Below are 24,804 nucleotides of genomic sequence, written 5' to 3' on the forward strand. Positions count from 1 at the left end.
TGACGTGCTTAGGGACGCCAATGATAGGTATTCCCATTACCCCAACTCAATGCCACGAAGGCGTTTTCGAAGAATCGTTAGAAGCGTTGAATGGCATTTCGGACGGGTCCGACGGACGCAGCAATCGCGCACGACAACGTCGGCATCGTGCGCACATCGCCGAATGCCGAAAGCTCAGTCCGCGTCGGCCAGAATTGCTGCCGGCAACCTCGGCAACACCCGCATCGCGTTCGCGGTGGTGGCGTGCGCCACCTGCGCTGGCGTGATGCCGCGCAGATCCGCCAGCACCTGCGCAATGCGCGCCAGTTCGCCGGGACGATTGCGCCGATCGGGTTCATGCAGCCAGGCGGGCGGAATGTCCGGTGCATCGGTCTCCAGCACCAGATGCTCCAGCCCCACGTCCACCGCGTGACGGCGAATCTGCAGCGCCCGCTCGAACGTCATCGCGCCGCCCATTCCCAGGGCAAAGCCATGGTCGATGAAGGCCTGCGCCTGCTGCGCGCTGCCATTGAACGCATGCGCGATGCCGCCGATGCGCGGATGGCGGCGCAGGTACTTCAGCAGGATGTCCTGGGATTTACGCACGTGCAGCAGCACGGGCAGGCCAAACTCGACGGCCATGTCCAGTTGCGCAGCGTAGAACCGTTCCTGACGTTCGCGCGGCGGGCCGGACGCGATCTCCGGCACGAAGAAGTCCAGCCCGATTTCGCCGATGGCGACAAAGCGCGGATCGCCCAGGGATTCCTTGATGGTCTGTCGCAGCACGTCCAGATCGCCGTCGTCGGCACGCGCGACGTACAGCGGGTGGATGCCCAGCGCATACGCGCCGCCGGCGATGCTGGCGGCCAGGTCGCGCACGACCGCGAAATTGGCGCGCTCGATGGCAGGGATCACGATGGCCTGGACGTCCGCATGGGCGGCGTGGTCCGCGACCTCGGTGCGATCGGCATCGAATTCAGCGGCGTCCAGATGGCAATGGGTGTCGATGAGCATGGGCGTGTCCTCCTTATGCGGATTATCCGCCCCGCGGCCGTCGCGCGGACCCGCGCTGACGGCTTTCGCTGCGGACCGGGCTAGCCTGACACCAGGCGGCCGTTTTCCATCAGCAACTGACGGTCGGCGCGGGCGGCAAGCTCGGGATCGTGGGTGACGATCGCAAATGCCGTGCCCGACTCCTGGTTCACCCGCGTCAGCAGTTCGAACATGTTGTGGGCAGTGTGCCGGTCCAGGTTGCCCGTGGGCTCGTCCGCCAGCACGCACACCGGCCGCGTCACCAGCGCACGCGCCAGCGCCACGCGCTGCCGTTCGCCGCCGGACAATTGGCCGGGAAAGTGCCCTTCCCGGGCGGAAAGGCCGACCAATCCGAGCACTTCTCGTGCCGCCTCGCGGGCCTTGTCGCGGTTCTCGCGGCGCACGATCAGCGGCATCGCCACGTTGTCCAGCGCCGAAAACTCGGCCAGCAGGTGGTGGAACTGGTAGACGAAGCCCAGGCTGCGGTTGCGCACCGCGCTTTTCTTGGACTCGGACAGCCCGATGCCCACCTGGCCGTCAACCGATACCGAGCCGCTGGTCGGGACGTCGAGCAGCCCCAGAATGTGCAGCAAGGTGCTTTTGCCGGACCCCGACGCGCCCACGATGGCGACCATCTCGCCGCGCGCGACGGACAGGCTGACATTGCTGAGCACTTCGATCCGGGCGGGGCCTTCGTCGTAGACCTTGACGATGTTTTCGGCCTGCAGCGCCGGCGTCGTGCCGGACTGCGGTTTCTGCGTCGGGGTATCAATCATGGCGCAGCACCTGTGCGGGTTGCAGGCGCGAGGCACGCCAGCTCGGATACAAGGTCGCCAGCAGCGACAGCACCAGCGAGGTCACGCCGATGGTGACGATGTCGCCCACTTGCGGATCGGACGGCAGCGCGCTGATGAAGTAGATTTCGCGCGGCAGGAAATGCACGCCCAGCATGCGTTCGATGAACGGCACGATCACGTCCACGTTGTAGGCAATGGCGATGCCGCCGGCCACGCCCAGCAAGGTGCCGATCACGCCGATCAGCGCGCCTTGCACCAGGAAGATGCGGGCCACTTCGCCGGGACCCGCGCCCAGCGTGCGAAGGATGGCGATGTCGGATTGCTTGTCCTTGACGGCCATGACCAGCGAGGACAGCAGGTTGAAGGCCGCCACGGCCACTATCAGCGCCAGGATCAGGAACATCATGCGCTTTTCGGTCTGCACCGCGGCGAACCACGTGCGGTTGTTGCGCGACCAGTCGCTGGCCATGACGTACGGCGGCAGGACGTTGCGCAGTTCGGCCGCCACTTCGGGGGCTTTTTGCATGTCGGCAATGCGCAGACGCACGCCGGCGGTGCCGCTTTCGCGGAAGACGCGCGCCGCATCTTCGTTGTCCACGAACGCCAGCGAAGAATCGTATTCGTAGTGGCCCGACGAGAACACGCCCACCACGGTGAACTGGCGCATGCGCGGGGCAAACCCGGCCGGGCTGATCGAGCCCTGCGGCGCCATCATCAGCAGCGTGTCGCCGACCTTGACGCCCATGCCGTCGGCCAGCTCGTTGCCCAGCACGACGCCGAAGCCGCCGGGTTTCAGGTCGGTCAGCTTGCCCGACACCATCTGGCGCGGCAGGTCCGACACGTTGCCCTCGGTGGCGGGGTCGATGCCCCGCACCTGCACGCCACGCAGCGCCTGCCCCCGGACCAGCATGCCCTGCGCTGCCACGAAGGGCGCGCCGGCCTTGACCTCGGGATTGCGCTCGGCGGCGGTGGCGAACTGCTGCCACTGCTCAAGCACCCGTTCGGGCGATGCGCCGGGAAGATAGAGTTCGATGTGCGGCAGCACCGACAACATGCGGTCGCGCACTTCTTTCTGGAACCCGTTCATCACGGACAGCACCACGATCAGGGCGGCGACGCCCAGCGCGATGCCTGCCATGGAACTGGCGGCGATGAAGGAGATGAAGCGATCGCGGCGGCCGCGTCGCTGGCGGATCCGGGCAAGCCCCGCATAGCGGGCGCCGATCCATAGTTCGTAGGGTATTTTCAGCACGTGCGCATTATTGCATTAACCGCCCGTAAATCGCCCCGCGGATGTGCGGATCCTAGACCAGGCGTGACAACGTATGGCAGTTGGCCGCGGCGCTAAGTTCCCCATCCCGGCGCGGACTACAATCGCCGCCATGCTGATCGTCATTCCGGGCGCCTTGCCCGCCCTTCCCGTCGCCGCCGAACTGGCCAAGCTTCTGCCCGAGCGCGCGCCCACCCTGCACGGCTGGCTACAGGCTGCGACCGCTCGTCCCCAGGCCTACGACCTGCGCGCCCACGGTTGCACCGCCTTCGAATCGTGGCAGCTGGAGCGCGCCGGGTATGCGCCCGAACCTGGCCTGCTGCAAAGCGCCGGGCTCGGCCCGCTGCTGGCCGGGCAACAATCCCACACACTGGCTGACGAACCCGTCTGGCTTTGCGAACTGGTCCACCTTGCGCTGGGCGCGGATCAGGCGTCGCTGCTGGATCCGGATTCGATGGACCTGACCGAATCGGAAACGGCCGCCCTGCTCGACACTGCGCGCCCTATCTTCGAAGGCACCGGATTCTCGGTCGAGCCGCTGTCGCCGCAGCGCTGGCGCCTGCGCCTGCCGGCGGACCTGCGCCCCCAGACCGCCAGTCCGTTGGCCGTGGCCGGAAAGCGCCTGAACGACTGGTGGCGCCAGGATGCCGAAACGCGCCCGTGGCGGCGCCTGCTGAACGAAATCCAGATGGCGTGGCACGAACACCCGGTCAACGACGTCCGGGCCGCCCGCGGCCTGCCACCCGTCAACGCGCTGTGGCTGTATGGCGGCGGCACGCCCTGGACGGCGGCGCCCGCCGGCCCGGCGCAAGTGTTGACGCAACTGGACGCGCCGCAACGCGCCGGCGACTGGGCCGCGTGGCTCGACGCGCTGACCGAACTCGATACGCAGCATCTGCGTCCGCTGGCCGCCGCCAAAGGCCTGCCCGCCACGCCGGTGCAACTGCTGCTGCTGGGCGATGACCGCAAAGTCGCCCTTGACCTGAAACCGCGCGGGGGCTTGCTTGGCTTGCTGCCCGCGCCCAAGAAGAACTGGAGCGCCTGGTGGTCTCACCCCGCTTAACCATCCGTCCGGCCGACCTGGCCGCCTGCCACGTCCTCGAATCCTCCGGCATCCACCCCCTGCTGGCCCGCCTGTGGGCCGCGCGCGGCGTGACGCATCCGGACCAGACCCGCCTCGCCTGGCCGTCCTTGCTGCCGCCGGCTGGATTGACCCATTCGGCCCACGCGGCCGCCGTCCTGGCCGACGCCATCCAGGCCGGCAAAAAGCTGCTGATCGTGGCCGACTACGATTGCGACGGCGCCACCGCCTGCGCCGTCGGCCTGCGCGCGCTGTCCGCAATGGGCGCCGACGTCGACTTCCTGGTGCCTAATCGTTTCGAGACCGGTTACGGCCTTTCCCCGGCCGTGGTCGAACTGGCCTGCCGCCACCGCGCGGGCAAGCCCGACATCATCATCACGGTCGACAACGGCATCGCCAGCGTCGACGGCGTGGCCGCGGCCAATGACGCCGGCATCGGCGTGGTCATCACCGATCACCACCTGCCCGGCGACACCCTGCCGGACGCGCTGGCCATCGTGAACCCCAACCAGCCCGGCTGCGGCTTTCCGTCCAAGAACCTGGCCGGCGTGGGCGTCATCTTCTACATGATGCTGGCGCTTCGCGCCGAACTGCGCCGCCGCGGCGTCTACGCGCCGGACGGCGGACCGCGCCTGGACGCGCTGTCCGACCTGGTTGCGCTGGGCACGGTGGCCGACGTCGTCAAACTGGACGCCAACAATCGCCTCCTGGTCACGCAGGGCCTGCAGCGCATGCGCAGCGGCCGTCTGCAACCTGGGCTGCGCGCGCTCTTTGCCGTCGCCGGCCGCGAGCCGCGCAGCGCCAATGGCTTCGACCTGGGCTTTGCGCTCGGACCGCGCATCAACGCCGCGGGCCGCCTGGCGGACATGAGCCTGGGCATCGCCTGCCTGACCACGGACGACGAGGCGCAGGCGCTGGAGATGGCGCGCGAGCTGGACAACATCAACCGCGAACGCCGCACGATCGAAGCCGAGATGCGCGAGCAGGCGCTGGCCGCCATGGAAGCGCCCGATGCCACCGCCGGCGCCACCGTCTGCGTGTTCGACCCGGGCTGGCACCAGGGCGTCGTGGGGCTGGTCGCCTCACGCCTGAAAGAGAAATTCTGGCGCCCCACCCTCGCCTTCGCGCCGGCCGGCGACGACGAGATTCGCGGCTCCGGCCGATCGATCCCGGACGTGCACCTGCGCGATGCGCTGGACCTCGTATCCAAGCGCCATCCCAACCTGATCCGCAAGTTCGGCGGCCACGCCATGGCGGCCGGCCTGACGCTGGGCAAGTCCGATTTCCCGGCCTTCGCCCCCGCCTTCGACGCCGCCGTGCGCGAGCTGACCGGACGCGATTCCTTCGAGCCCGTCATCGAAACCGACGGCTCGCTGGAAACCGGCTACGCCAACGCCGACGTGGCCGGGATGCTGCAACAGCAGGTCTGGGGCGCAGGCTTCGCCGCCCCCCTGTTCCTGGACGAGTTTGTCGTGCGCAACCAGCGTCTGGTCGGCGAAAAGCACCTGAAGCTGTCCCTGGAACGCGGCCACCAACGTTTCGACGCCATCTGGTTCGGCCACGACCAGTCCCTGCCGGAACACATCCAGGCGGCGTACCGCCTGGAACAGAACGTCTGGAATGGGATGGTGTCGGTGCAGCTGGTGATCGAACACGCCGGATAATGCGCGACGGTGTCTGACACCCATCAGACACCGTCCGCCAGCGGTCTTATTTATTCACCAGCTTCGCCGGCTGCGCCAGCGCCACCAGCGCACCCACCACCAGGCAGCCGGCCAGCATGTACAGCCCGGTATTCGTCGTCCCGGTCAGATCCTTCAGCCAGCCCACCAGATACGGGCTGACAAAGCCGGCCAGGTTCCCCACCGAATTGATCAGCGCAATCCCCGCGGCGGCGGCCGTGCCGCCCAGTAGCGCCGTCGGCAGGCTCCAGAACAGCGGCAGCACCGTGCAGATGCCGATGTTGGCCACCGTCAGCGCCAGAATCGCCAGCACGGTGTTACCGCTCCACACCGCCGACAGGAACAGCCCCACCGCGCCGAACAGCGCCGGCAAGGCCACGTGCCAGCGGCGCTCGCGCTGCCGGTCGGAATTGCGCGAGATCAGGATCATGCCGATCACGGCGAACAGGTTGGGCACCGCCGTCAGCAGGCCAATCGCCAGCGGGCTCTGCACCCCGGTGTTCTTGATGAGGCTCGGCATCCAGAACCCCACGCCGTACAGGCCCATCACGAACGAAAAATAGATCAGCGCCATCGCCCACACGCGCGGCTTGGTCAGCGCGGCGCGGATCGGCGGATCCTCCTTCTGCTGCTCCTCGGCTGCGATATTGCGGATCAGCACGGCCTTTTCATTGGCCGTCAGCCACTTGGCCTTGTTGATGCGGTCGTCCAGATAGATCAGCACCAGCACGCCGATCACCACTGACGGAATCCCCTCCAGCAGGAACAGCCATTGCCAGCCCGACAGGCCGTGGTCACCGTGAAAGGTCGCCATGATCCATCCCGAGATCGGGCCGCCGATCAGGCCGGACATGGGCACCGCGGTCATGAAGAACGTCGTGATGCGGCCGCGCCGGGCGGCCGGATACCAGTAAGTCAGGTACAGGATGATGCCGGGAAAGAACCCGGCCTCGGCCGCGCCCAGCAGAAAGCGCAGCAGATAGAACATATGCACGCTGGTCACGAACATCATGCAAGCCGAAATGATGCCCCACGTGATCATGATCCGGGCGATCCAGATCCGCGCCCCCACCTTGTGCAGGATGATGTTGCTGGGAATCTCGAAGATGAAATAGCCGATGAAGAAAATCCCGGCACCCAGCCCGTACACCGTCTCGCTGAACTGCAGTTCCTGCAGCATCTGCAGCTTGGCGAACCCCACGTTGACGCGGTCCAGGTACGCCACCACATAGCAGACCACCAACAGCGGCACCAGCCGCCAGCCCACCTTGCGGTAGATCCGGTCCTCTTCGCTGGCGTCAAGCGCCGGCGAGACCCCGGGGGTCATCGTGTTTTCCATCTCTGTCTCCATTCCTCTGGCGGGATAGGCCGGCGCGGGGCCGGCGTTTTCGGGGTCGGCGGTTCCAAACGGGGACATCGCAGCCACCCGCCAAGGCTAGAGCCGTCGGGTTGACAAAAAACTGAACAACTTGGAACCGCGCCGCCGGGCGGCCGAAATCGGGCCCGTCCTCCATCTGCCGCCGTGCGCCCGCGCAGTCGGTCCAACCACGGTAAAATGCCAGGTTTCGCACAAAAGTCATCACAGGATCAATCATGGAAGCCGAACGTCAGAACCAGCTCGCAGCCCGCCTCGCCGACTACGCGGAGCGCGAACAGGCTCTACGGAGGTATCTTTGACTACGATGCCAAAGCTGAACGCCTCCAGGTCGTAAACGCCGAACTCGAAGACCCGGCCGTCTGGAACGACCCCAAGCACGCCCAGGACCTGGGCCGTGAAAAGAAATCGCTCGAGGACGTGGTGGAAACACTGACGAGCCTGGGCGCCGGCGTGGCCGATTCCCAGGAACTCTTCGAAATGGCCGCCGCCGACGATGACGGCGACACCCTCGAAGCGATCGAACTGGACGCCAACGCCTTCCAGGAAAAGCTCGAAGCCCTGGAATTCCGCCGCATGTTCTCCAATCCGGCCGATCCCCTGAACTGCTTCCTGGACATCCAGGCGGGCGCGGGCGGCACGGAAGCGCAGGACTGGGCGTCGATGCTGCTACGCCAGTACCTCAAGTACGCCGAACGCAAGGGCTTCAAGGCCGAGATCCTTGAAGAATCCGACGGTGAAGTCGCGGGCATCAAGTCGGCCACGATCAAGATCGAAGGCGACTACGCCTTCGGCTACCTGCGCACCGAAACCGGCGTGCATCGCCTGGTCCGCAAGAGCCCCTTCGACTCGTCGGGCGGCCGCCACACGTCGTTCGCCAGCGTTTTCGTGTACCCGGAAGTCGACGATTCCTTCGAAGTCGAAGTGAACCCCGCCGACCTGCGCGTCGACACCTACCGCGCCTCGGGCGCGGGCGGCCAGCACATCAACAAGACCGACTCGGCCGTGCGTCTGACGCACATCCCCACCGGCATCGTCGTGCAGTGCCAGAACGACCGTTCGCAGCACCGCAACCGCGCCGAAGCCATGCAGATGCTGAAGTCCAAGCTCTACGAACTGGAAATGCGCAACCGCATGGCCGAGCAGCAGAAGCTGGAAGACTCCAAGACCGACGTGGGCTGGGGCCATCAGATCCGTTCGTACGTGCTGGACCAGAGCCGCATCAAGGACCTGCGCACGAACGTCGAAATCTCCAACACGCAGAAGGTGCTGGACGGCGACCTGGATCCCTTCATCCAGGCCAGCCTGAAGCAAAACGTCTAAGTTCCGCGATTCTTCACGCTTTCACGCACCCAGAGGTCCACGAATGTCCGACACCATTGCAATTCTCACCGGCGCCTCGCGCGGCATCGGCGCCGCCATGGCGCGCGGCCTGGTCAAACCCGGCACCCGCCTCATCACGCTGGCGCGCCGCGAAGACCCCGAGCTCGCCGCCCACGCGCGCTCGCAGGATGTGCAGCTGGAACAACTGTCCGTGGACCTCTCGGACCTGAAAGCGGCCGAATCCGCGGCTGAACGCATCTGCGCCACGCTCCCGCGCGACGCCAAGCGCTATCTGCTGATCAACAACGCTGGCACGGTGCATCCCGTGGCGCGCACCGACGAACTCACCGACGGCGCGGCCATCACCGCCGCCTTCAACCTGAACGTCACCGCCGTCATGCTGCTCACGGCGCGCTTCCTCGCCGCCGTCGCCGACATCAAGGCCGACCGCCGCGTGCTGAACATCTCCTCCGGCGCGGGCCGCAACCCGAACGCGGGCTGGGGCGTGTACTGCGCCACCAAGGCCGCGCTCGACATGCACGCCCGCGTCGTCAAGCAGGAACAAGGCGCCGACGGCGCGCGCATCGTCGCGCTGGCCCCCGGCATCGTCGACACCGACATGCAGGCTGCCATCCGCGCCAGCTCCGTCGAAAGCTTCCCCGCGCTGGCCAAGTTCCAGGACTTCCATGCCACCGGCAAGCTGTCCTCGCCCGCCAACGTAGCCTCCCGCATCCTCGCCTACCTGGATCGCGAAGATTTCGGCACGACCGAAATCGACGACATCCGCAATTACGACTGATCCCCCGACCATGACCGACCACTCGACCACTCCGGCTCCCGCCCAGGATGAAAACCGCTTGATCGCCGAACGGCGCGCCAAGCTGGCCAAACTGCGCGAAACCGGGGTCGCGTACCCCAACGATTTCGTCCCGGACGCCCGCGCCGCGGCCCTGCATGACAAGTACGACGGCGAGGAGCAGGAAGCCCTGGCCGCCGCCGCCGTCACCGTCAAGGTCGCCGGCCGCATGATGCTCAAGCGCGTCATGGGCAAGGCCAGCTTCGCCACGCTGCAGGACAGCACTGGCCGCATCCAGATCTACCTGGACCGCGGCACGCTCGGCGAAGACGTCTACGCCGCGTTCAAGCAATGGGACATCGGCGACATCATCGCGATCGAAGGGTCGGTCTTCAAGACCAACAAGGGCGAACTCTCGGTGCACGCCGCGTCCGCGCGCCTCCTGTCCAAGTCGCTGCGTCCGCTGCCCGACAAGTTCCACGGCGTCGCCGACCAGGAACTGCGCTACCGCCAGCGCTATGTCGACCTCATCATGACCGACGCCACGCGCCGCACGTTTGAAGCGCGCAGCAAGGCCGTGGGCAGCATCCGCCAGTTCATGCTGAACGCGGGCTTCCTCGAAGTCGAAACGCCCATGCTGCACCCGATCCCGGGCGGCGCGGCGGCCAAGCCCTTCGTCACGCATCACAATGCGCTGGACATGGAAATGTTCCTGCGCATCGCGCCCGAGCTCTACCTCAAGCGCCTGATCGTCGGCGGCTTCGAACGCGTGTTCGAAGTCAACCGCAACTTCCGCAACGAAGGCGTCAGCCCGCGTCACAACCCCGAATTCACGATGATGGAGTTCTACGCAGCCTTCGCGGACTACCGCTGGCTCATGGACTTCACCGAAGAACTGATCCGCCAGGCCGCCATCTCGGCCAGCGGCAGCGCCGTCCTGACCTACCAGGAACGCGAGCTGGACCTGTCCAAGCCCTTCGACCGCCTGACCATCTGCGAAGCCATCCTCAAGTACGCCGACGGCTACACGCAGGCCCAGCTGGATGACCCGGCCTTCGTGCGCGCCGAACTGAAGAAGCTGGGCGCGGACGCCGACGGCCCCGTGCTGTCGCGCGCCGGCCTGGGTGCGCTGCAACTGGCGCTGTTCGAAGAGACCGCCGAAGCCAAGCTCTGGAACCCCACCTACATCATCGACTACCCGGTCGAAGTCTCGCCGCTGGCGCGCGCCTCCGATACCCGTGAAGGCATCACCGAGCGCTTCGAACTCTTCATGACCGGCCGCGAAATCGCCAACGGCTTCTCGGAGTTGAACGACCCCGAAGACCAGGCCGAACGCTTCCGCTCGCAGGTCGAAGCCAAGGACGCCGGCGACGAGGAAGCCATGTTCTATGACGCGGACTACATCCGCGCCCTGGAATACGGCATGCCCCCGACGGGTGGTTGCGGTATCGGCATCGACCGCCTGGTCATGCTGCTGACCGACAGCCCCAGCATCCGCGACGTCATCCTCTTCCCGCACCTGCGCCGTGAAGACTGATCCCCTGAGCGCATCATGATCTTCAAGATCCTGATGCTGCTGCTGGTCGTGGCGGGGCTGGTCTACTGGATCAAGCAACCCCGCCGCATCCAGCCGGGCGCGCCCTACCGGACCATCCCCGCGCGGCGGCCGGTATTCATCGTCCTGTGCGTCGCCACCGCCATCTCGCTGATCGCGGCCATTCTGACCGCCTTGCTCTGGATGGGCGGCGTGGCAGGCGGCGTCACCGGCGGCGGCTATCACGGCGAAGCCGATTTCCTGCTGCCGGTTGCGGCCTCGCTGCTGGCCTTGTCGGTGGCCTGCGCCGTCGGCGCATTCCTCAAGCGGCGGGGTTAGGGTCCACGGGCCACCTGCCCGCACCCGCCGGCAACGCCGGCAATGACGCCTGCAGCATGGCGTCGATGAACGCGGCGGGCGCCAGCCTGCCGCCCGGCTTGTACCACTGCACCGTCAAGTTCATTGCGCCCAGCACGCATCGCTTGATGACGCGTGCGTCCCCCTGCAGCAATCCCGCCTCCACCGCCCCCGCGACCACCGACTGCCACATCGCCTCGTAGCGATCGCTCAGCCCCTTCACGGCCGCCTGACTGGTCGCGGACAGGCTGCGCCATTCGTACACCAGTGCGTTCATCGCGTCCCCGCCCGCGCCGTGCAGCATGCTCCACATGTGCACGCGAAACAGCGCCGCCAGGCGGTCCTCCGGCTCAACATAGCTGGCCAGCGCCTTGCCGCCCAGGTCGATCACTTCCTGGATGCCGTTGTTCATGACGGCGACCAGGATCTCCTCCTTGCTGCGAAAGTGATGGAACAGGCTGCCCGATTGCAGCCCCACGGCCTTGGCCAGTTCGCGCACCGTCGTGCGCTCGTAGCCATGCTTGCTGAAAAGCCGGCCGGCGGCCAGGACCAGTTCCCGCCGCCGCTCGGTCTCCGCGCCATCATCCCGCGGCGCGGCGGTCCCGGTCTTGTCCATGGCGCCTCAAACCCTCTGGATGATGGTCGCGGTCGCCATGCCGTGGCCGATGCACATGAGCTGCATGCCCAGCTCGCCTTCGGTCGCCTCCAGTCCCGCCAGCATCTTGGCCATCAAACCCGCGCCCGTGGCGCCCAGCGGATGGCCATGCGCGATCGCGCCGCCCCACGGATTCACACGCGCCAGGTCGGCGCCCATTTCGCGCTGCCAGGCCAGCACCACGCTCGCAAAGGCCTCGTTGATCTCGATCCAGTCGATGTCCTCCAGCGCCAGGCCCGCGCGCGACAGCGCCTGCCGCGCCGCCGGGATCACACCCGTCAGCTGCATCACGGGATCCGACCCCACCACGACACGCGCCAGGAATCGCGCCCGCGGCCGCAAGCCATCGGCCAGGGCCGTATCCTTGTCAGCCAGCAGCACCGCCGCTGCGCCGTCGGCGAGCTGGCTCGCATTGGCCGCGGTGACGCCCCCCTGACCCGGCGGCCGCAACGCCGGCGCCATGGCCGCCATGCGGACCGCGTCCGTGGTCTCGCGGATGCCCTCGTCGCGCGGCGCCGGCGTGCCGGGCAGCAACTCCGCATGAAGTCCGGCGCTGGCAGCCGCCCAGGCACGCGCGTGACTCTCCCGCGCCCATTGGTCCATCTCGGCCTGCGACAGTCCCCAATGGCTGGCAATACGTTCCGCGCTCTCTATCTGGTGAATCAGCGGATACCGCGCCAGCAGCGCCGGGTTCAGCGATTCAAAGCCGCGGAATTCCGTCTGGCCCAGCGTCACGTCCAGGAACATGGGCACGCGGCTCATACTCTCGACGCCGCCCGCGACCACGTAGCGCATGTCGCCCGCGGCGATGGCCTGCGCACCGAAATGCACGGCCTGCTGGCTGGACCCGCACATGCGGTTAAGCGCCACGCCCGGCACGCTCTCCGGCAGCCCGGCCAACATGGCCGCCAGCCGACCGATGTTGGCGCCCTGCTCCCCCGCCTGGCTGACGCATCCGGCGATCAGGTCCTCGACCTTGTCGCCGGGCAGCGCCGCGCGCGCCAGCAGTCCCTGCACGGTCTCGGCCAGCAGCGCGTCCGGCCGCGTCTGCGCCCACCATCCGCCGCGCCGCCCGAACGGCGTGCGCACGGCTTCCAGGATCACGGCTTGATTCATGCCGTCGTCTCCTCAACGTAGAGCGTTTCAATTTCGTTGGCGTACGCGCGGTAGATGCTGGCGCGCCGCACCTTCATCGTCGCCGTCACCTCGCCGTCGTCGTGGTCCAGTTCCTTGGTCAGCAGATGAAAGCGCTTGATCTGCGAGACCGGCGCCAACCCGGCGTTGGCGCGCGCGACCTCCTGCTGCACCAGCTCGCGCACTTGCGGGCATTCGGCCAGCGACCGGAAATGCGTGAATGCGATGCGCCGCGATTCGGCCCACTTGCCCACCGTGTCGAACTCCAGCTGGATCAGCGCGGACACGTACTTCCTGCCGTCGGCGATGACGATGCATTCCTTGACGTACGGGCTGCCCTTGACCGCGTTCTCGATTTCGGACGGCGTGAGGTTTTTGCCGCCTGCGGTGATCATGATGTCCTTGAGCCGGTCCACGATGCGCACGCGCCCGGCCTCCTCGGCCACGACATCGCCCGTGTGCAACCAGCCGTCGCGCACGGTGTCGGCCGTCGCTTCAGGGTTCTTGTAATAACCCTGGAACACCATGTCGCCGCGCACCAGGAGTTCACCGGCCTCACCGATGCGCCATTCCACGCCGAGGATCGGCTCGCCCACCGTGCCCACCTTCACGCGGTCCGGATGCTGGCCAAAGATCATCCCGGTCGACTCCGTCAGGCCGTACACCTCGACCAGCGGCACGCCCAGTGTGCGAAAGTAGCGCACCACGTCCGGCGGGATCGGCGCCGCGCCCGTCATCGCCACCCGCACGCGCCGCAGCCCGATGAAATTCTGCAAGGCGCGCAGCACCAGCCAATACCACATCCAGTGCGTCAGCCGCTCGCCCAGCCGGTACTGCGCGGGGGACTTTTCCAGGAACGGCGCGCATTGCGCCAGCGCGCGGCCGTACAGCCACCGCTGCACCGCGCCGGCCTCCTGCATCTTGATCGAAATTGCGGCGTGCAGCTTTTCCCAGATGCGCGGCACACCCAGGAAAATCGTCGGCGCGACTTCGCGCAGGTCTTCCTGCACGGTGCGCAGCGACTCGCCAAAATTCACCTGCGAGCCCAAATAGATGGGCACGAACGTGGACAACATCTGCTCGGCGACGTGACACAGCGGCAGGTACGACAGGTGCACGCTGGACGCATCCATCGACAGGCGATCGGCAATGCCGGGCGCCACGCCGCGCATGTTGCGATAGCTCAGCATCGCGCCCTTCGGCTTGCCGGTCGATCCAGACGTGTAGATCATCAACCCGGTGTCGTCCAGTTGCTGTCCGTCCAGCATCGTGTTCAGCGCGGTCAGTTCCACCGCCTCGCGCTGGCCGCCATCGGCCTCGACCTCGGCGAAGGTCACGATGCGCGCCCGATCCGCGTCGGAATACGAACGCAACCCCTTGGTCTCGATCACCACAATGCGGCGCAGATGGGGCAGCCTGTCCGCCACCTGCAGCACCTTGTCCGTCTGCTCCTGGTCCTCGCACACCACCAGTTCGACATCCGCATGCGCCAGCACGTAGCCCATTTCCTCGGCCGGGCTGGTGGAATAGACGCCCACCGCCACGCCGCCCGCCGCGCAGGCGCCCATCTGCGTCAGCAGCCATTCCACCCGGTTGTCCGAGACGATGGCAACCCGCCCGCCCACGCTAAGCCCCAGCGCGCGCAGTCCCAGGCCGACGTGGCAGGCGCGCTGCCAGTACTGATCCCACGTCATGGGCTTCCAGATACCGAAGTCCTTTTGCCGGATCGCTACCAAGGACGGCTGACGGCGCGCCTGCTCGCGCAGCATCTGCGGCAGCGTCAGCGGCGGCCAGCCGCCCGGATCGGTATGCGCGTCCTTCATGACAGCCAGCGCTTGCGGCGCTTGTAATGCTTGATGTCCCGAAAGCCCCGGGCCTCGCCCGAGCCGCCGATGCCCAGATAGAACTCGCGCACGTCGGGATCCGCCGCCAGCTTGTCCGCGGAACCGTCGATCACCACCTTGCCGGTCTCCATGATGTAGCCGTAATGCGCCACTGCCAGCGCCACGGACGCGTTCTGCTCCACCAGCAGCATCGACACCCCCTGTTCGCTATTGATGCGCGCGATGATCGAAAAGATGCTTTCGACCAGCATCGGCGACAGTCCCAGCGACGGCTCGTCCAGCAGCATCAGCGTCGGCTGGGCGATCAGCGCGCGGCCGATCGCCAGCATCTGCTGCTCGCCGCCGGACAGATAACCCGCCAGCCCGCGCCGCCGTTCGAACAGCCGCGGGAAATAGCCGTAGACCAGATCGAAGTCCGCGCGTGCCGCCTTCCGTCCGGTCAGCGCATACGTCGCCGCCACCAGGTTCTCTTCCACCGTCAGGTCCTCGAACACGCGCCGCCCTTCCATCACGTGCGCCAGGCCCGATCGCACCAGGTTCTGCGGCTTGATGCCCGCCGTGTCGCCGCCGCCGAACACGATCTGGCCGCGCACCAGCTCGCCGTCCTCCAGGTCCAGCAGGCCGGAGACGGCCTTCAGCGTGGTGGACTTGCCGGCCCCGTTGCTGCCCAGGAGCGCCACGATGCTGCCGGCCGGCACCGACAGGGACAAGCCGCGCAGCACCTGCACCGCCTTGTTGTAGACGACCTCGATGTTGTTGATGTCGAGCACCGCCTTGGGCGGCGCCGTGGCGGTCACGCCCGCTCGCACCTCTGGTCCCCGCGCGTCATGTCCCGGATTCACGGCTGCCTCACTTGAGCACGATCCAGTCGGACGCCGGCACCATCTGCTTCTGCTTGACGTCCGCGCGGTAGATCCGGCCCACGGGTATCGAGTTGCCCTTGATGGTGATCGGCACGCCGATCAGCCCGCCCGTATCGAAGTCCTTGATGCCATCCAGCGACGCCTTCATGTTGGCCGCGGTCAGTTCCTTGCCGGCATCCAGCGTACGCTTGGCGACCTCGGAGAACAGCATGGCGGCCAGAAAGCCCTGCATGTAGCCCGTGCTTTGGTACTGCGGCCGCATCTCGCGGATCTTCTTGAGCATCGGCGCGTCGGCCGCCTGGTCGTAGTAATAGCGGTACGGCATCACACCCATGAAGCCTTCGGCATCCTCGCCCATCTGCATCACGGTCGAGTTGTCCATCGTCCAGAATGTGCCCATGTAGCGCGTCTTCAGCCCCATGCGCTTGCCCTGCCCCACGAACTCGGGAATCGGCGCCAGCACGTAGCCATGGAAGATGGTGAAGTCCGGATCCGCGCGGCGCAGCTTGATGACTTCTGTCGACACGTCCACGCTGCCCGGCGGCGTCATGATTTCGGTCGCCACCTTCAGGCCCAGCTTCTCGGCTACCGCGCGCGAACTGGCAATCGGGTCGCGGCCGAACTCCGTGTCCGAATACACAAACGCCACCTTGGCGCCCGGCTGCTCCTTGGCGATGTAGCGCAGCAGGATGCCGAACATCTCGGTGTAATCCGGCCCCAGCATGAACTGGGCGGGATACTTGGCCGGGTCGTTGAGTTCGGTCGCAAAGGACGCGCCCGTCATCAGGATGTCGCCCGTTCGGTTCAGCTCGGCGTTGATGGTCTTGGAAAAGCCCGTCGAATCGCCGTAGTAGAAATTCACCTTGTTCTGGCTGGTGATCTTCTTGAACGCCGCCACCGACGCGTCCACCTTGTACGCGGTGTCCTCCGGCACGTAACGCAGCTTGCGGCCCTTGATGCCGCCCTGGTCGTTGATGATCTTCACGTAGTCCGTGATCCCGGCGTGGATGCCCTGCCCGGCAAAGGCGAACACGCCGCTCAGCGGGATCGAGCCGCCCAGCACCAGATCCTCGGCCGCCTGCGCGGCGGGCGACGCCGCCAGTGCCGCCGCCAGGCCCAACGGGGCCAACAATCTCGATAAACCGCTGCCTATCCGGATGCGCTTCATGGTTTGTCTCCTGGGTCTTATAGGTGGCCGCCGTCACGCCGCACGCATCGCGCTACGTGCGAAATGGCCATAGGTGAAAGAATCGGCGCACGCGCCGCCAGATTTCCGCGAGCCCGTGCGGCTCGAAGATCAGGAAGCCCACGATCAGCAGGCCGAAAACAATGGTGCGCACCGGCGATATCAGCCGCAGTGCGTCGCCGCCCACCGGCAGCCAGCCGACAACCAGCTTCAGGAACTCGGGCACCATCGTCATGAAGATGGCGCCCAGGATGGATCCCAGAATCGAGCCCATGCCGCCCACGATGATGGCCGCCAGAAAGAAGATCGACATGATGAGCGGAAAGCTCTCGGGCGTGACCACGCGGAAAAAGTAGGCCCACAGGCCCCCCGCCACGCCGGCGTAGAACGAGGACAGTCCGAAGGAAAGCAGTTTGTAGCGCAAGAGCCGGATGCCCAGCACCTCGGCGGAAATGTCACGGTCGCGAATCGCAATGAACGCCCGGCCGATGCGCGTGCGGAACAGATTGGCCGCGCCCAGCACCATCAGCACCGTCACCGGCACGATCAGCCAATAGATCTTGAACGAGGTGTCCAGGTCCATGCCCAGGATGCGAGCCGGCGGCACCTGCAGGCCGCTTGTGCCGCCGGTGAATTGCCAGTTTGCAAAGATGAAATGCGCGATGAAGGACGCGGCGATCGTGGAAATCGCCAGGTACAGTCCTTTCACCCGCAACGAGGGTATGCCGACCAGCAGCCCGCCCAGCATTGCCACGATGCCGCCGGCCAGCAGGTTGACGAGAACCGGCGTGCCCAGGTGCAGCTCCATCACCGCCACGGTGTACGCGCCCAGGCCCATGAACGCCGCCTGCCCCAGGCTGACCAGCCCCGTATAGCCGGTCAGGATGTTCAGCCCCGTCGCGCTGGCGATGTTGATGGCGACCAGGCAAGCCAGATACAGCCAATAGGCGTTCGCCATAAAGGGAAACAGCACCAGCGAGGCCGCCAGCAGCGCCAGCCACACGTGCTGCGTGCGCGTGTCAAAAAGCGCCTCGTCGGCCAGGTAAGTCTGCTTGGCAGTCGCGATGCGCATGGATCAAAGCCTCTCGATTTCACGGGTGCCGAACAAGCCATAGGGCCTTGCCATCAGCACGACCACCAGCACGACGAACGTGGCCAGCAGCTTGTACTCGCCCCCCAGATACGCGCCGGCCCACGCTTCCAGCAGGCCGATGAAGATGCCGCCAACCAGCGCGCCGGCAACGCTGTCCAGGCCGCCCACGATCACCACCACCAGCACCGACAGCCCGAACACGCCCATCGACGACGAAATGCCGCCGATCGCGCCCACAATCACGCCTGACACCGCGGCAATGGCGCCCGCCGTCACCCACGCCAGCGAAAACACGCGCGGCACGTTGATGCCCATCGCATAGGCCGCGCCCTGATCCGACGCGGTCGCGCGCAGCGCCACGCCGCCGCGCCAGTAGCGGAACACCACCAGCACCAGCAGCGCCAGCACCACCGCCACCCAGAAGCCGTAGAACACCTTGGGCGCCACGAACGCCTCGCCCACCATGACGGGCGCGCGCGGCATGAACTCCGGCAGGCGCCGCTGGTCAGCCGTCCAGATGAGTTCGACCGCGCCGACCAGAATCGATGCGAGGCCCACAGTGATCATGAAGACGGAGATCGGCGATTCGCCCAGCATCGGCCGTATCGTCAGGCGCTCGACGACAGCGCCCAGCGCGCCGGACACGACGACCGCGCCGACGATGGCCAGCCAGATCGGCCACTCCATGCCCGTTGCAAACGCATAGAACACGTAGGCGCCCAGCATCAGGAACTCGCCGATGGCGATGTTGACCACGCGGGTCGCCTTGTACACGATCACGAACGCCAGCGCGGCCAGGGCATACAGGCCGCCGCTGCCCAGCCCGGCCAGCGACACCTCCAGCAGGAACAGCCAGTCCATCAGGCGGCCTCCCGCAACCGCCGGCGCAGATCGCCCACGTCGCCCGCGCCCAGATACGCCTTGATGACCTCGGGATTGGCCTGCACCTCTCCCGGCGTGCCATGGGCGATCACCTGCCCAAAGTTCAGCACCACGACGTGATCCGACAGGTCCATCACCATGCCCATGTCGTGCTCCACCATCAGCACGGTCACGCCCCATTCGGAGCGCGCATCCAGGATGAAGCGCGCCATGTCGTCCGTCTCTTCGCGGTTCATGCCGGCAACCGGCTCGTCCAGCATCAGCACCTTCGGTTGCATCGCCAGCGCCCGCGCCAGCTCCACCCGCTTTTGCAGCCCATACGACAGCGCCGCGACCGGCGCGTGGCGGATATGGTCGATCTCCAGGAAGTCGATGATGCGTTCTTCGATGTCCGCCCGCAGCGCCATTTCCTCGCGGCGCGCGCGGCCCAGGTAGAACAGCGCATCCAGCACGTTGGTGCGCAGATGCGCGTGGCGGCCCAGCTTGATGTTGTCCAGCACCGTCATACCGCGGAACAACGCAATGTTCTGGAAGCTGCGCGCCAGCCCAAGCCTGGCGCGTTCCGGCGCATGCACGCGCGTGATGTCGCGGCCCTCGAAGCGAATGCGTCCGGCGGCCGGTTTGTAGAACCCGGAGATCGTGTTGAACAGCGAGGTCTTGCCGGCGCCGTTCGGGCCGATGACCGTGGTGATGGAGCCGGGCGCGACGCGAAAGCCCACATTGGTGAGCGCCTTCACCCCGCCGAACGCCAGCGTCACCCCCTCGGCCTCCAGCAACGCAGGCCTGTCGGACTGATCCACCATTTGTCTCCCCGCTTTTGATGCGAAGTTTTTTTGCCGCCTGTGGCGGGCATTTTTTACGACGGTGAACCTGGCGACCCTGCGAGGCAGGTGATGCAACGAACCTGTCTTTACCTTCGCCAGTACAGCGCCGGAAAATCGTTCTATGCGTTACGCTAAGCGTGCTCAAACCCCAACCAAGCAAGCGCTCGGTTCAGACCATAGCATCGCGGTTTTTTGATCGACAGTTGGTATTTACCCGACAACGGAGACACGCCATGACCCAGGAACTACCGGAGTTCCAGACGCTGTTGCTGGAGACCGACGGCGCCCTCGCCACCCTGACGCTGAACCGCGCGGACGCGCTCAACGCCATCGATGTCGCCATGGCCCGCGACCTGCTGCGGGCCGCGCAGTGGCTCGAAACGCGCGACGCCGTGAAGGTCGTGCTGTTGCGCGGCGTGGGCAAGGCCTTCTGCGCGGGCGGCGACATCAGCATGTTCACGGGCGACACCGCAACGGTGCGCGCCACGCTGTCGGATCTCTTCACGCCGCTCAATGATTTCGTCGCGCGCATTCCGCGCATGGACAAGGTCTGGCTCGCGCAGGTGCACGGCGTGGCGGCGGGCGCAGGCCTGTCACTGGTGCTGGCTTGCGATCTGGCCATCGCCGAAGCCGGCGCGCGCTTCATGACGGCCTACCTGAAGCTGGGCGCCACGCCCGATGCCGGCATGACGCACGGTCTCATCCGCGCCGCCGGCCCGAAGCGCGCGCTTGATCTTCTGTTGCGGCACGACGCGTTCACCGCTGACGAGGCGCAGGCGTCGGGCATCATCACGCGCACCGCGCCGGCCGGTGAACTGGCGGCTGCGGCGCAGGCTTATGCGCAGGATCTCGCCCGCCACGCACCGCACGGCATCGCAGGCGCCAAGGCATTGCTGCGCAGCGCCGCGCACGCGCCGCTGGAAACGCAGCTTGCCGAAGAGACCGCACGCTTTCTGCAGTCGGCCGCACGGGCGGACTTCGCGGAGGGCGTCGCGGCGTTCCGCGAAAAGCGCCCTCCCCGTTTCACCGGCCAGTAGCGCTAGCGCGCGTCGGCTACGCTGGCCCAGTCGGGCGCGCGCTTCTGCACAAAGGCGCTCAAGCCTTCGTGCGCTTCCGGCGTGGCAGCGGCGCTGCAGAACACCTCCACCGCCGTCGCCACCCGGCGCCGGTACTCGTTGTCGTTGCTGTACACGAATGCACGCCGTCCCATCGCCAGGACTTCCGGGGGCTTGGCGGCCAGCGACCGCGCGAGCGCGCGCGCTTGATCCAGCAGCTCGGCCTCCGGCGCCACGCGCGTCACCAGACCCATCGCGTGCGCCTCGTGCGCGTCGAAGGTGCGGCCGGTGAACAGCAGATCGAACGCTCGGTGCTTGCCCACGATGGCCGGCAGATGCACGTAATGAATGGCGGGCAGCACACCCACGTCGATCTCCGGATAACCGAACGTCGCGGTGTCGGCGGCTACGATCATGTCGCTGGAAATCGCCACGGTCATGCCGCCGCCGCGCACCGCGCCCGACACGACGGATATCGACGCCTTGGTCAGATTGAACTGCGCGTCATACAGCTTGATGTAGAGCCGCGTCAGCAACTCGCGCACGCGCGCCGGCGTGCTTTGCAGCAGCTGCTTCATATCCAGCCCCGCGCAGAATCGGCCCGGCAGACCGCTTGCCAGCAGCACCGCGCGCACGGACGGATCCGCATTGGCCTCGTCCAGCGCGCCGATCAGCGCGTCCAGCACGTCCACGTCCAGCGCGTTGACGGGCGCATGGCACAGATGAATTTCCGCAATGCCGTCGCGGACCTCATAACGCAAGGGACTCATATCGCATCTCCGTGGGCGGCGTGTTGCTGCACGCTGCCAGTTGCCAGCATCGTTGCGACCTCCGATTCGTCAAAGCCCAGTTCCGCAAGGATCTCGCGACTGTGCTCGCCCAGCATCGGCGCGGGCCGCGCAGCGACGCGCGGCTGCCGTCCGAAGCGCACAGGCAGGCCTACGTTGCGAACCTCGCCCAGGACCGGATGCTGGCTCGTCACGATCAGCTCACGCGACGCGACCTGCGGATGCGCCAGCGCCTGGTCCAACGTGTGAATGGCGGAACAAGCAATGCCCGCCGGCTTGAGCACGTCCAGCCATTGCGCCACCGTGCGCGTCTCGATGCACGACTGCACCAGGGCAACCGTCGCATCAAAGTTGCGGACACGTTCGGCATTGGTCGCAAACGCCGGCGCATCCACATAATCCTGCAGCCCCGCCGCCGCGCAGAAACGCCGCCACTGCGCGTCGTTGCCCACCCCCAGCATCAGATCGCCATCGGATGCGCGAAAGGCCTGGTAAGGACACATGGCCGGATGCCCGGTGCCCATGCGGCGCGGCACCTTGCCCGTGCGCCAATAATTCTGCGCCATGTAGGACATCAGGCCCAACGACGTATCCAGCAGCGACACGTCAAGATACTGCCCCTTACCCGTCTGGCCGCGCTCCAGCAGCGCCGCCAGAATCCCGCTCAACGCGAACGATCCGGTACCCAGATCCACCGGCGAAAAGCTCGCACGCGCAAAATTGCCGCCCGGATCGCCCATCGTGCTGATCATGCCGCTGAAGGCTTGCAGCATGACGTCGTAGCCGGGCTCCTCGCCCATCGGGCCCTCACGGCCATAGCCCGAGATCTCGCAATACACGAGGCGCGGGTTGATGCCAGCGAGCGTCTCGTAATCCACGCCCAGCCGCGCGGCGGTCTTGCCGCCAAAGCCCTGCAGTACGACGTCGGCCTGCGCGGCCAGGCGATGCACCACCGCCCGCCCCGCCTCGGACTTCAAGTCCACCGCCAGGCTGCGCTTGTTGTGATTGACGGCCAGAAAGGTCGCGGATTGGCCTGCATCCTGCGGCAGCCACGCCCGCGTATCGTCGCCGGTGCCCACCGGTTCGACCTTGATCACGCGCGCGCCCAGCTCGCCCAGATACTGCCCGCACAGCGGTCCCGCCAGCACCTTGCTCAGGTCCAGGACCGTGATGTTCTTCAATGGAGTCATGCGATGCCCGCCTGCCGTGTTCACTGTTCCGCCTTCAGCCCGATGGTGTTCGCGGCCTGCGTCCACTGCGCGGTTTCCTGCTTGAAGAAGTCATCCAGCTTGGCCGGCGCCACCTGAAAGGCCTCGGCCCCGCGCTCCTGCATCGCTTTGCGGTACGCGTCGCTGCCCACCACCTTGGCGACCGCGGCGCGCAGCTTCTGCACGACGTCGTCCGGCGTGCCCGCGGGCGTCTGCAACGAGAACCAGAACTTCAAATCCAGACTGGGGTAGCCCGCTTCCTTCAAGGTGGGCACGTTCGGCAGCAACGGCGATCGTTCGGCGGACGTAATGGCCAGCGCCTTCAACCGGCCGCCTTGCACCTGCCCGATGCTGGTGGACATGCTGTCGAACAGAAAGTCGACCTGCCCGCCGATCACATCGGTCACGGCATTGGCGCTGCCCTTGTAGGCCACACCCACAGCCTGAAAATTGGCCAGCTTCTGCAGCGACGCGCCGTACACGTGCGGCGAGCTGCCAGGACCGAACGTCGCGTAGCTCAGGCCGTGCGGCGCGCTGCGCCCGCGCTCGACCAGCTCGGCCAGCGTGTTGACGGGCGTGCGCTCGGGGTTCACCACCAGCAGGTTCGGCATCGCGCCCGTCGTGCCGACCGGCACATAATCCTTCAGCGGATGCATCTTGGCGCTGGGATACATCAGCGGATTGATGGCCTGCATGGCCACCGTGTTGTGCATCAGCGTGTAGCCATCGGCCGGACCATTGAGCACGCTCTGGTAGCCCACGTTGCCGCTCGCGCCCGGCTTGTTCTGCACGATGACCTGCTGGCCCAGTTCACGCGCCAGCGGCTCGGCCACCAGACGCGCGATGAAATCCGTTGGCCCGCCCGCTGAAAACGGCACCACCAGCGTGATGGGCTTGGAGGGCCACGCTTCCGCAAACGCGGGCGCGGACAGCGCCGAACAAGCGAGGCAGGCGGCAAACAGTTTGTTGAGCGTCATGATGTCTCCTGTGGTTCTTCTTGGATGACGCCCATTATCGGAAGCGGATTGCTATATTAGAAATACCGTTTAAATATGCGGGCCATAACAAAAAAATGATGGCCCGCCTTTTTCTTGGGATCCTTCATGTCCATGTCCATACGCGCGATGCAATGCTTTGTCGCGGTGGTGTCAACGGGTTCGATCAGCCGCGCCGCCACGGCGCTGCATGTGGCCCAGCCTGCGCTCAGTTTGCAGATCCGCAATCTTGAAGAAGACCTGGGCGTCGTCCTGCTGCAACGCAGCGCCCGCGGCGTCACGCCCACCGCGGCGGGCACGCGCCTGTTGGCGCACGCGCGTGAAATCCTCGGCCGCATCGACGCGGCGCGTGCCGATGTGCGTGAAGACGTCAACGCGCCGCGTGGCACGGTGTCGCTGGCCATGTCGATGTCCATGGCCAAGCTGCTGACGGTGCCGCTGCTGCGGTTCAGCCTCGCCCACTGGCCGGGCGTCTACTTGAAGATCATCGAGTCCAGCACGGGCTACATCCCCGGCTTCGTCAGCTCGGGCCATGCCGATCTGGGGCTGACATTCAGCGATGAAGCGTCCGTCGATCTGCGTTTCCAGCATCTGATCGACGAGGAGCTGGTGGTCGTGTCACCGCCCCAGGCAAAACGCGGCAAACGCGCATCATCAGAGCTGGCTGCGCTGCCGACCATCAGCCTGCGCGCCCTGTCCGCGTTGCCTTTGGTGCTGCCGGGCAATCCGCACAGCCTGCGACGCTTACTGGATCAATATCAGCAGCGCGAACAGGTTGAATTCCGCGTCATTGCCGAAGCCAACGCCATCCCGCAGCTGATCGAGCTGGCGCAGGCCGGCGTCGCCCATACGATCCTGTCGTTTGAAGCCGTACGCCAGGAGGCCGAGCGCGGCCTCGTGCAATTGCGGCGGATCAGCCGGCCCCGTCTGACCCGCCCGGTATTCCTGTGCCGTTCCGACGTGCTGCCGCTGTCGCTGGCGGCCGCAGCCGTCGCGGACCGCGTCGCCCGCATCATCACCGATGCAAAGCCTGCCGCGGCGCGCGCGTAGC

General features: G+C 66.5%; 23 protein-coding genes. 8 read left to right on the top strand and 15 right to left on the bottom strand.

Translation table 11 applies throughout. The features are described 5' to 3' along the window. Positions 1-174: 174 nt before the first annotated feature. From AB3147_RS16450 to AB3147_RS16460, 3 genes are all read right to left on the bottom strand, one after another. Positions 175-993 (bottom strand): TatD family hydrolase, encoded by an 819-nt coding sequence (locus AB3147_RS16450; protein ID WP_218344244.1) that lies wholly within the window; start codon positions 991-993, stop codon positions 175-177. Positions 994-1,073: 80 nt separating this feature from the next. Next, complete coding sequence (locus tag AB3147_RS16455) at positions 1,074-1,787, bottom strand: ABC transporter ATP-binding protein (protein ID WP_279972135.1); 714 nt, start codon at positions 1,785-1,787, stop codon at positions 1,074-1,076. After that, positions 1,780-3,060, bottom strand: a complete 1,281-nt coding sequence (locus AB3147_RS16460; protein WP_056318935.1) for a lipoprotein-releasing ABC transporter permease subunit — start codon at positions 3,058-3,060, stop codon at positions 1,780-1,782. Before AB3147_RS16460 ends, AB3147_RS16455 begins: the two co-directional genes overlap by 8 nt. Before the next feature lie 130 nt (positions 3,061-3,190). Between AB3147_RS16460 and AB3147_RS16465 the strand changes: the two genes are divergently transcribed. Both AB3147_RS16465 and recJ read left to right on the top strand, forming a co-directional pair. Further along, positions 3,191-4,141 carry a hypothetical protein gene (locus AB3147_RS16465; RefSeq protein WP_367352448.1) on the top strand — a complete coding sequence of 317 codons (951 nt, stop codon included), beginning with the start codon at positions 3,191-3,193 and terminating at the stop codon, positions 4,139-4,141. Beyond that, on the top strand, positions 4,123-5,823 hold the full coding sequence (recJ, locus tag AB3147_RS16470; RefSeq protein WP_175183798.1) for a single-stranded-DNA-specific exonuclease RecJ: 1,701 nt from the start codon (positions 4,123-4,125) through the stop codon (positions 5,821-5,823). Before AB3147_RS16465 ends, recJ begins: the two co-directional genes overlap by 19 nt. Positions 5,824-5,869: 46 nt before the next feature. On the opposite strand, the gene AB3147_RS16475 is transcribed toward recJ, so the two are convergent. After that, a complete protein-coding gene (locus AB3147_RS16475) occupies positions 5,870-7,180 on the bottom strand; it encodes an MFS transporter (protein ID WP_313067347.1) in 1,311 nt (436 codons plus the stop codon). A gap of 254 nt (positions 7,181-7,434) precedes the next feature. Here AB3147_RS16475 and prfB point away from each other — a divergent pair. From prfB to AB3147_RS16495, 4 genes are all read left to right on the top strand, one after another. Continuing rightward, a protein-coding gene (prfB, locus tag AB3147_RS16480) for a peptide chain release factor 2 (protein WP_175138336.1) occupies positions 7,435-8,539 on the top strand; the annotation gives its coding sequence in 2 pieces (ribosomal slippage) (positions 7,435-7,515 and positions 7,517-8,539; 1,104 coding nt in all). 43 nt (positions 8,540-8,582) lie between these two features. Then, positions 8,583-9,338, top strand: coding sequence for an SDR family oxidoreductase (locus tag AB3147_RS16485; protein ID WP_367352449.1), 756 nt, complete (start codon positions 8,583-8,585; stop codon positions 9,336-9,338). 10 nt (positions 9,339-9,348) lie between these two features. Beyond that, positions 9,349-10,872, top strand: coding sequence for a lysine--tRNA ligase (lysS, locus tag AB3147_RS16490; protein ID WP_175123385.1), 1,524 nt, complete (start codon positions 9,349-9,351; stop codon positions 10,870-10,872). 15 nt (positions 10,873-10,887) lie between these two features. Beyond that, positions 10,888-11,208 carry a preprotein translocase subunit TatB gene (locus tag AB3147_RS16495; protein ID WP_175123386.1) on the top strand — a complete coding sequence of 107 codons (321 nt, stop codon included), beginning with the start codon at positions 10,888-10,890 and terminating at the stop codon, positions 11,206-11,208. Here the strand turns inward: AB3147_RS16495 and AB3147_RS16500 are convergent. From AB3147_RS16500 to AB3147_RS16535, 8 genes are all read right to left on the bottom strand, one after another. Next, on the bottom strand, positions 11,192-11,842 hold the full coding sequence (locus tag AB3147_RS16500; RefSeq protein WP_367352450.1) for a TetR/AcrR family transcriptional regulator: 651 nt from the start codon (positions 11,840-11,842) through the stop codon (positions 11,192-11,194). The genes AB3147_RS16495 and AB3147_RS16500 overlap by 17 nt on opposite strands. 6 nt (positions 11,843-11,848) lie before the next feature. Next, the gene (locus AB3147_RS16505) at positions 11,849-12,997 is read right to left on the bottom strand and encodes a thiolase family protein (protein WP_367352451.1); all 1,149 of its coding nucleotides are present in this window, start codon (positions 12,995-12,997) and stop codon (positions 11,849-11,851) included. Next, complete coding sequence (locus AB3147_RS16510) at positions 12,994-14,838, bottom strand: AMP-dependent synthetase/ligase (RefSeq protein ID WP_367352452.1); 1,845 nt, start codon at positions 14,836-14,838, stop codon at positions 12,994-12,996. Before AB3147_RS16510 ends, AB3147_RS16505 begins: the two co-directional genes overlap by 4 nt. Further along, complete coding sequence (locus AB3147_RS16515) at positions 14,835-15,629, bottom strand: ATP-binding cassette domain-containing protein (RefSeq protein WP_438861026.1); 795 nt, start codon at positions 15,627-15,629, stop codon at positions 14,835-14,837. Before AB3147_RS16515 ends, AB3147_RS16510 begins: the two co-directional genes overlap by 4 nt. Positions 15,630-15,708: 79 nt before the next feature. Then, positions 15,709-16,890, bottom strand: coding sequence for an ABC transporter substrate-binding protein (locus AB3147_RS16520; RefSeq protein ID WP_239214060.1), 1,182 nt, complete (start codon positions 16,888-16,890; stop codon positions 15,709-15,711). 52 nt (positions 16,891-16,942) lie between these two features. Next, positions 16,943-17,980, bottom strand: coding sequence for a branched-chain amino acid ABC transporter permease (locus tag AB3147_RS16525; RefSeq protein WP_367352454.1), 1,038 nt, complete (start codon positions 17,978-17,980; stop codon positions 16,943-16,945). Positions 17,981-17,983: 3 nt separating this feature from the next. Then, on the bottom strand, positions 17,984-18,862 hold the full coding sequence (locus AB3147_RS16530; protein WP_175123392.1) for a branched-chain amino acid ABC transporter permease: 879 nt from the start codon (positions 18,860-18,862) through the stop codon (positions 17,984-17,986). Beyond that, complete coding sequence (locus AB3147_RS16535; RefSeq protein ID WP_175183803.1) at positions 18,862-19,686, bottom strand: ABC transporter ATP-binding protein; 825 nt, start codon at positions 19,684-19,686, stop codon at positions 18,862-18,864. The genes AB3147_RS16530 and AB3147_RS16535 overlap by 1 nt, the downstream gene beginning before the upstream one ends. 254 nt (positions 19,687-19,940) lie before the next feature. Here AB3147_RS16535 and AB3147_RS16540 point away from each other — a divergent pair, with 254 nt between their 5' ends. After that, on the top strand, positions 19,941-20,744 hold the full coding sequence (locus tag AB3147_RS16540) for an enoyl-CoA hydratase/isomerase family protein (RefSeq protein ID WP_367352455.1): 804 nt from the start codon (positions 19,941-19,943) through the stop codon (positions 20,742-20,744). A gap of 2 nt (positions 20,745-20,746) precedes the next feature. On the opposite strand, the gene AB3147_RS16545 is transcribed toward AB3147_RS16540, so the two are convergent. The 3 genes from AB3147_RS16545 to AB3147_RS16555 are packed head-to-tail and all read right to left on the bottom strand — an operon-like array spanning position 20,747 to position 23,735. Beyond that, positions 20,747-21,532, bottom strand: coding sequence for an enoyl-CoA hydratase/isomerase family protein (locus AB3147_RS16545; protein WP_367352456.1), 786 nt, complete (start codon positions 21,530-21,532; stop codon positions 20,747-20,749). After that, a complete protein-coding gene (locus tag AB3147_RS16550; protein WP_286937211.1) occupies positions 21,529-22,740 on the bottom strand; it encodes a CaiB/BaiF CoA transferase family protein in 1,212 nt (403 codons plus the stop codon). Before AB3147_RS16550 ends, AB3147_RS16545 begins: the two co-directional genes overlap by 4 nt. Before the next feature lie 20 nt (positions 22,741-22,760). Continuing rightward, positions 22,761-23,735: a Bug family tripartite tricarboxylate transporter substrate binding protein gene (locus AB3147_RS16555; RefSeq protein WP_367352457.1), complete on the bottom strand. Its 975-nt coding sequence runs from the start codon at positions 23,733-23,735 to the stop codon at positions 22,761-22,763. Positions 23,736-23,861: 126 nt separating this feature from the next. Here AB3147_RS16555 and AB3147_RS16560 point away from each other — a divergent pair, with 126 nt between their 5' ends. Beyond that, positions 23,862-24,803 (top strand): LysR family transcriptional regulator, encoded by a 942-nt coding sequence (locus AB3147_RS16560; protein ID WP_367352458.1) that lies wholly within the window; start codon positions 23,862-23,864, stop codon positions 24,801-24,803. Position 24,804: the final 1 nt, after the last annotated feature.

It is taken from the genome of Achromobacter animicus (genome assembly GCF_040775605.1).
GTDB classification, from domain to species: domain Bacteria; phylum Pseudomonadota; class Gammaproteobacteria; order Burkholderiales; family Burkholderiaceae_B; genus Achromobacter; species Achromobacter animicus.

What these genes read in the sequence shown, in the direction of transcription:
- AB3147_RS16530 (WP_175123392.1), bottom strand. Translation starts at nt 18,862, where the DNA reads ATGGACTGGCTGTTCCTGCTGGAGGTGTCGCTGGCCGGGCTGGGCAGC.
- AB3147_RS16505 (WP_367352451.1), bottom strand. Translation starts at nt 12,997, where the DNA reads ATGAATCAAGCCGTGATCCTGGAAGCCGTGCGCACGCCGTTCGGGCGG.
- AB3147_RS16520 (WP_239214060.1), bottom strand. Translation starts at nt 16,890, where the DNA reads ATGAAGCGCATCCGGATAGGCAGCGGTTTATCGAGATTGTTGGCCCCG.
- AB3147_RS16555 (WP_367352457.1), bottom strand. Translation starts at nt 23,735, where the DNA reads ATGACGCTCAACAAACTGTTTGCCGCCTGCCTCGCTTGTTCGGCGCTG.
- AB3147_RS16560 (WP_367352458.1), top strand. Translation starts at nt 23,862, where the DNA reads ATGTCCATGTCCATACGCGCGATGCAATGCTTTGTCGCGGTGGTGTCA.
- AB3147_RS16510 (WP_367352452.1), bottom strand. Translation starts at nt 14,838, where the DNA reads ATGAAGGACGCGCATACCGATCCGGGCGGCTGGCCGCCGCTGACGCTG.
- AB3147_RS16535 (WP_175183803.1), bottom strand. Translation starts at nt 19,686, where the DNA reads ATGGTGGATCAGTCCGACAGGCCTGCGTTGCTGGAGGCCGAGGGGGTG.
- AB3147_RS16455 (WP_279972135.1), bottom strand. Translation starts at nt 1,787, where the DNA reads ATGATTGATACCCCGACGCAGAAACCGCAGTCCGGCACGACGCCGGCG.
- lysS (WP_175123385.1), top strand. Translation starts at nt 9,349, where the DNA reads ATGACCGACCACTCGACCACTCCGGCTCCCGCCCAGGATGAAAACCGC.
- AB3147_RS16485 (WP_367352449.1), top strand. Translation starts at nt 8,583, where the DNA reads ATGTCCGACACCATTGCAATTCTCACCGGCGCCTCGCGCGGCATCGGC.
- AB3147_RS16525 (WP_367352454.1), bottom strand. Translation starts at nt 17,980, where the DNA reads ATGCGCATCGCGACTGCCAAGCAGACTTACCTGGCCGACGAGGCGCTT.
- AB3147_RS16450 (WP_218344244.1), bottom strand. Translation starts at nt 993, where the DNA reads ATGCTCATCGACACCCATTGCCATCTGGACGCCGCTGAATTCGATGCC.
- AB3147_RS16545 (WP_367352456.1), bottom strand. Translation starts at nt 21,532, where the DNA reads ATGAGTCCCTTGCGTTATGAGGTCCGCGACGGCATTGCGGAAATTCAT.
- AB3147_RS16550 (WP_286937211.1), bottom strand. Translation starts at nt 22,740, where the DNA reads ATGACTCCATTGAAGAACATCACGGTCCTGGACCTGAGCAAGGTGCTG.
- AB3147_RS16500 (WP_367352450.1), bottom strand. Translation starts at nt 11,842, where the DNA reads ATGGACAAGACCGGGACCGCCGCGCCGCGGGATGATGGCGCGGAGACC.
- AB3147_RS16475 (WP_313067347.1), bottom strand. Translation starts at nt 7,180, where the DNA reads ATGGAAAACACGATGACCCCCGGGGTCTCGCCGGCGCTTGACGCCAGC.
- AB3147_RS16540 (WP_367352455.1), top strand. Translation starts at nt 19,941, where the DNA reads ATGACCCAGGAACTACCGGAGTTCCAGACGCTGTTGCTGGAGACCGAC.
- AB3147_RS16465 (WP_367352448.1), top strand. Translation starts at nt 3,191, where the DNA reads ATGCTGATCGTCATTCCGGGCGCCTTGCCCGCCCTTCCCGTCGCCGCC.
- AB3147_RS16495 (WP_175123386.1), top strand. Translation starts at nt 10,888, where the DNA reads ATGATCTTCAAGATCCTGATGCTGCTGCTGGTCGTGGCGGGGCTGGTC.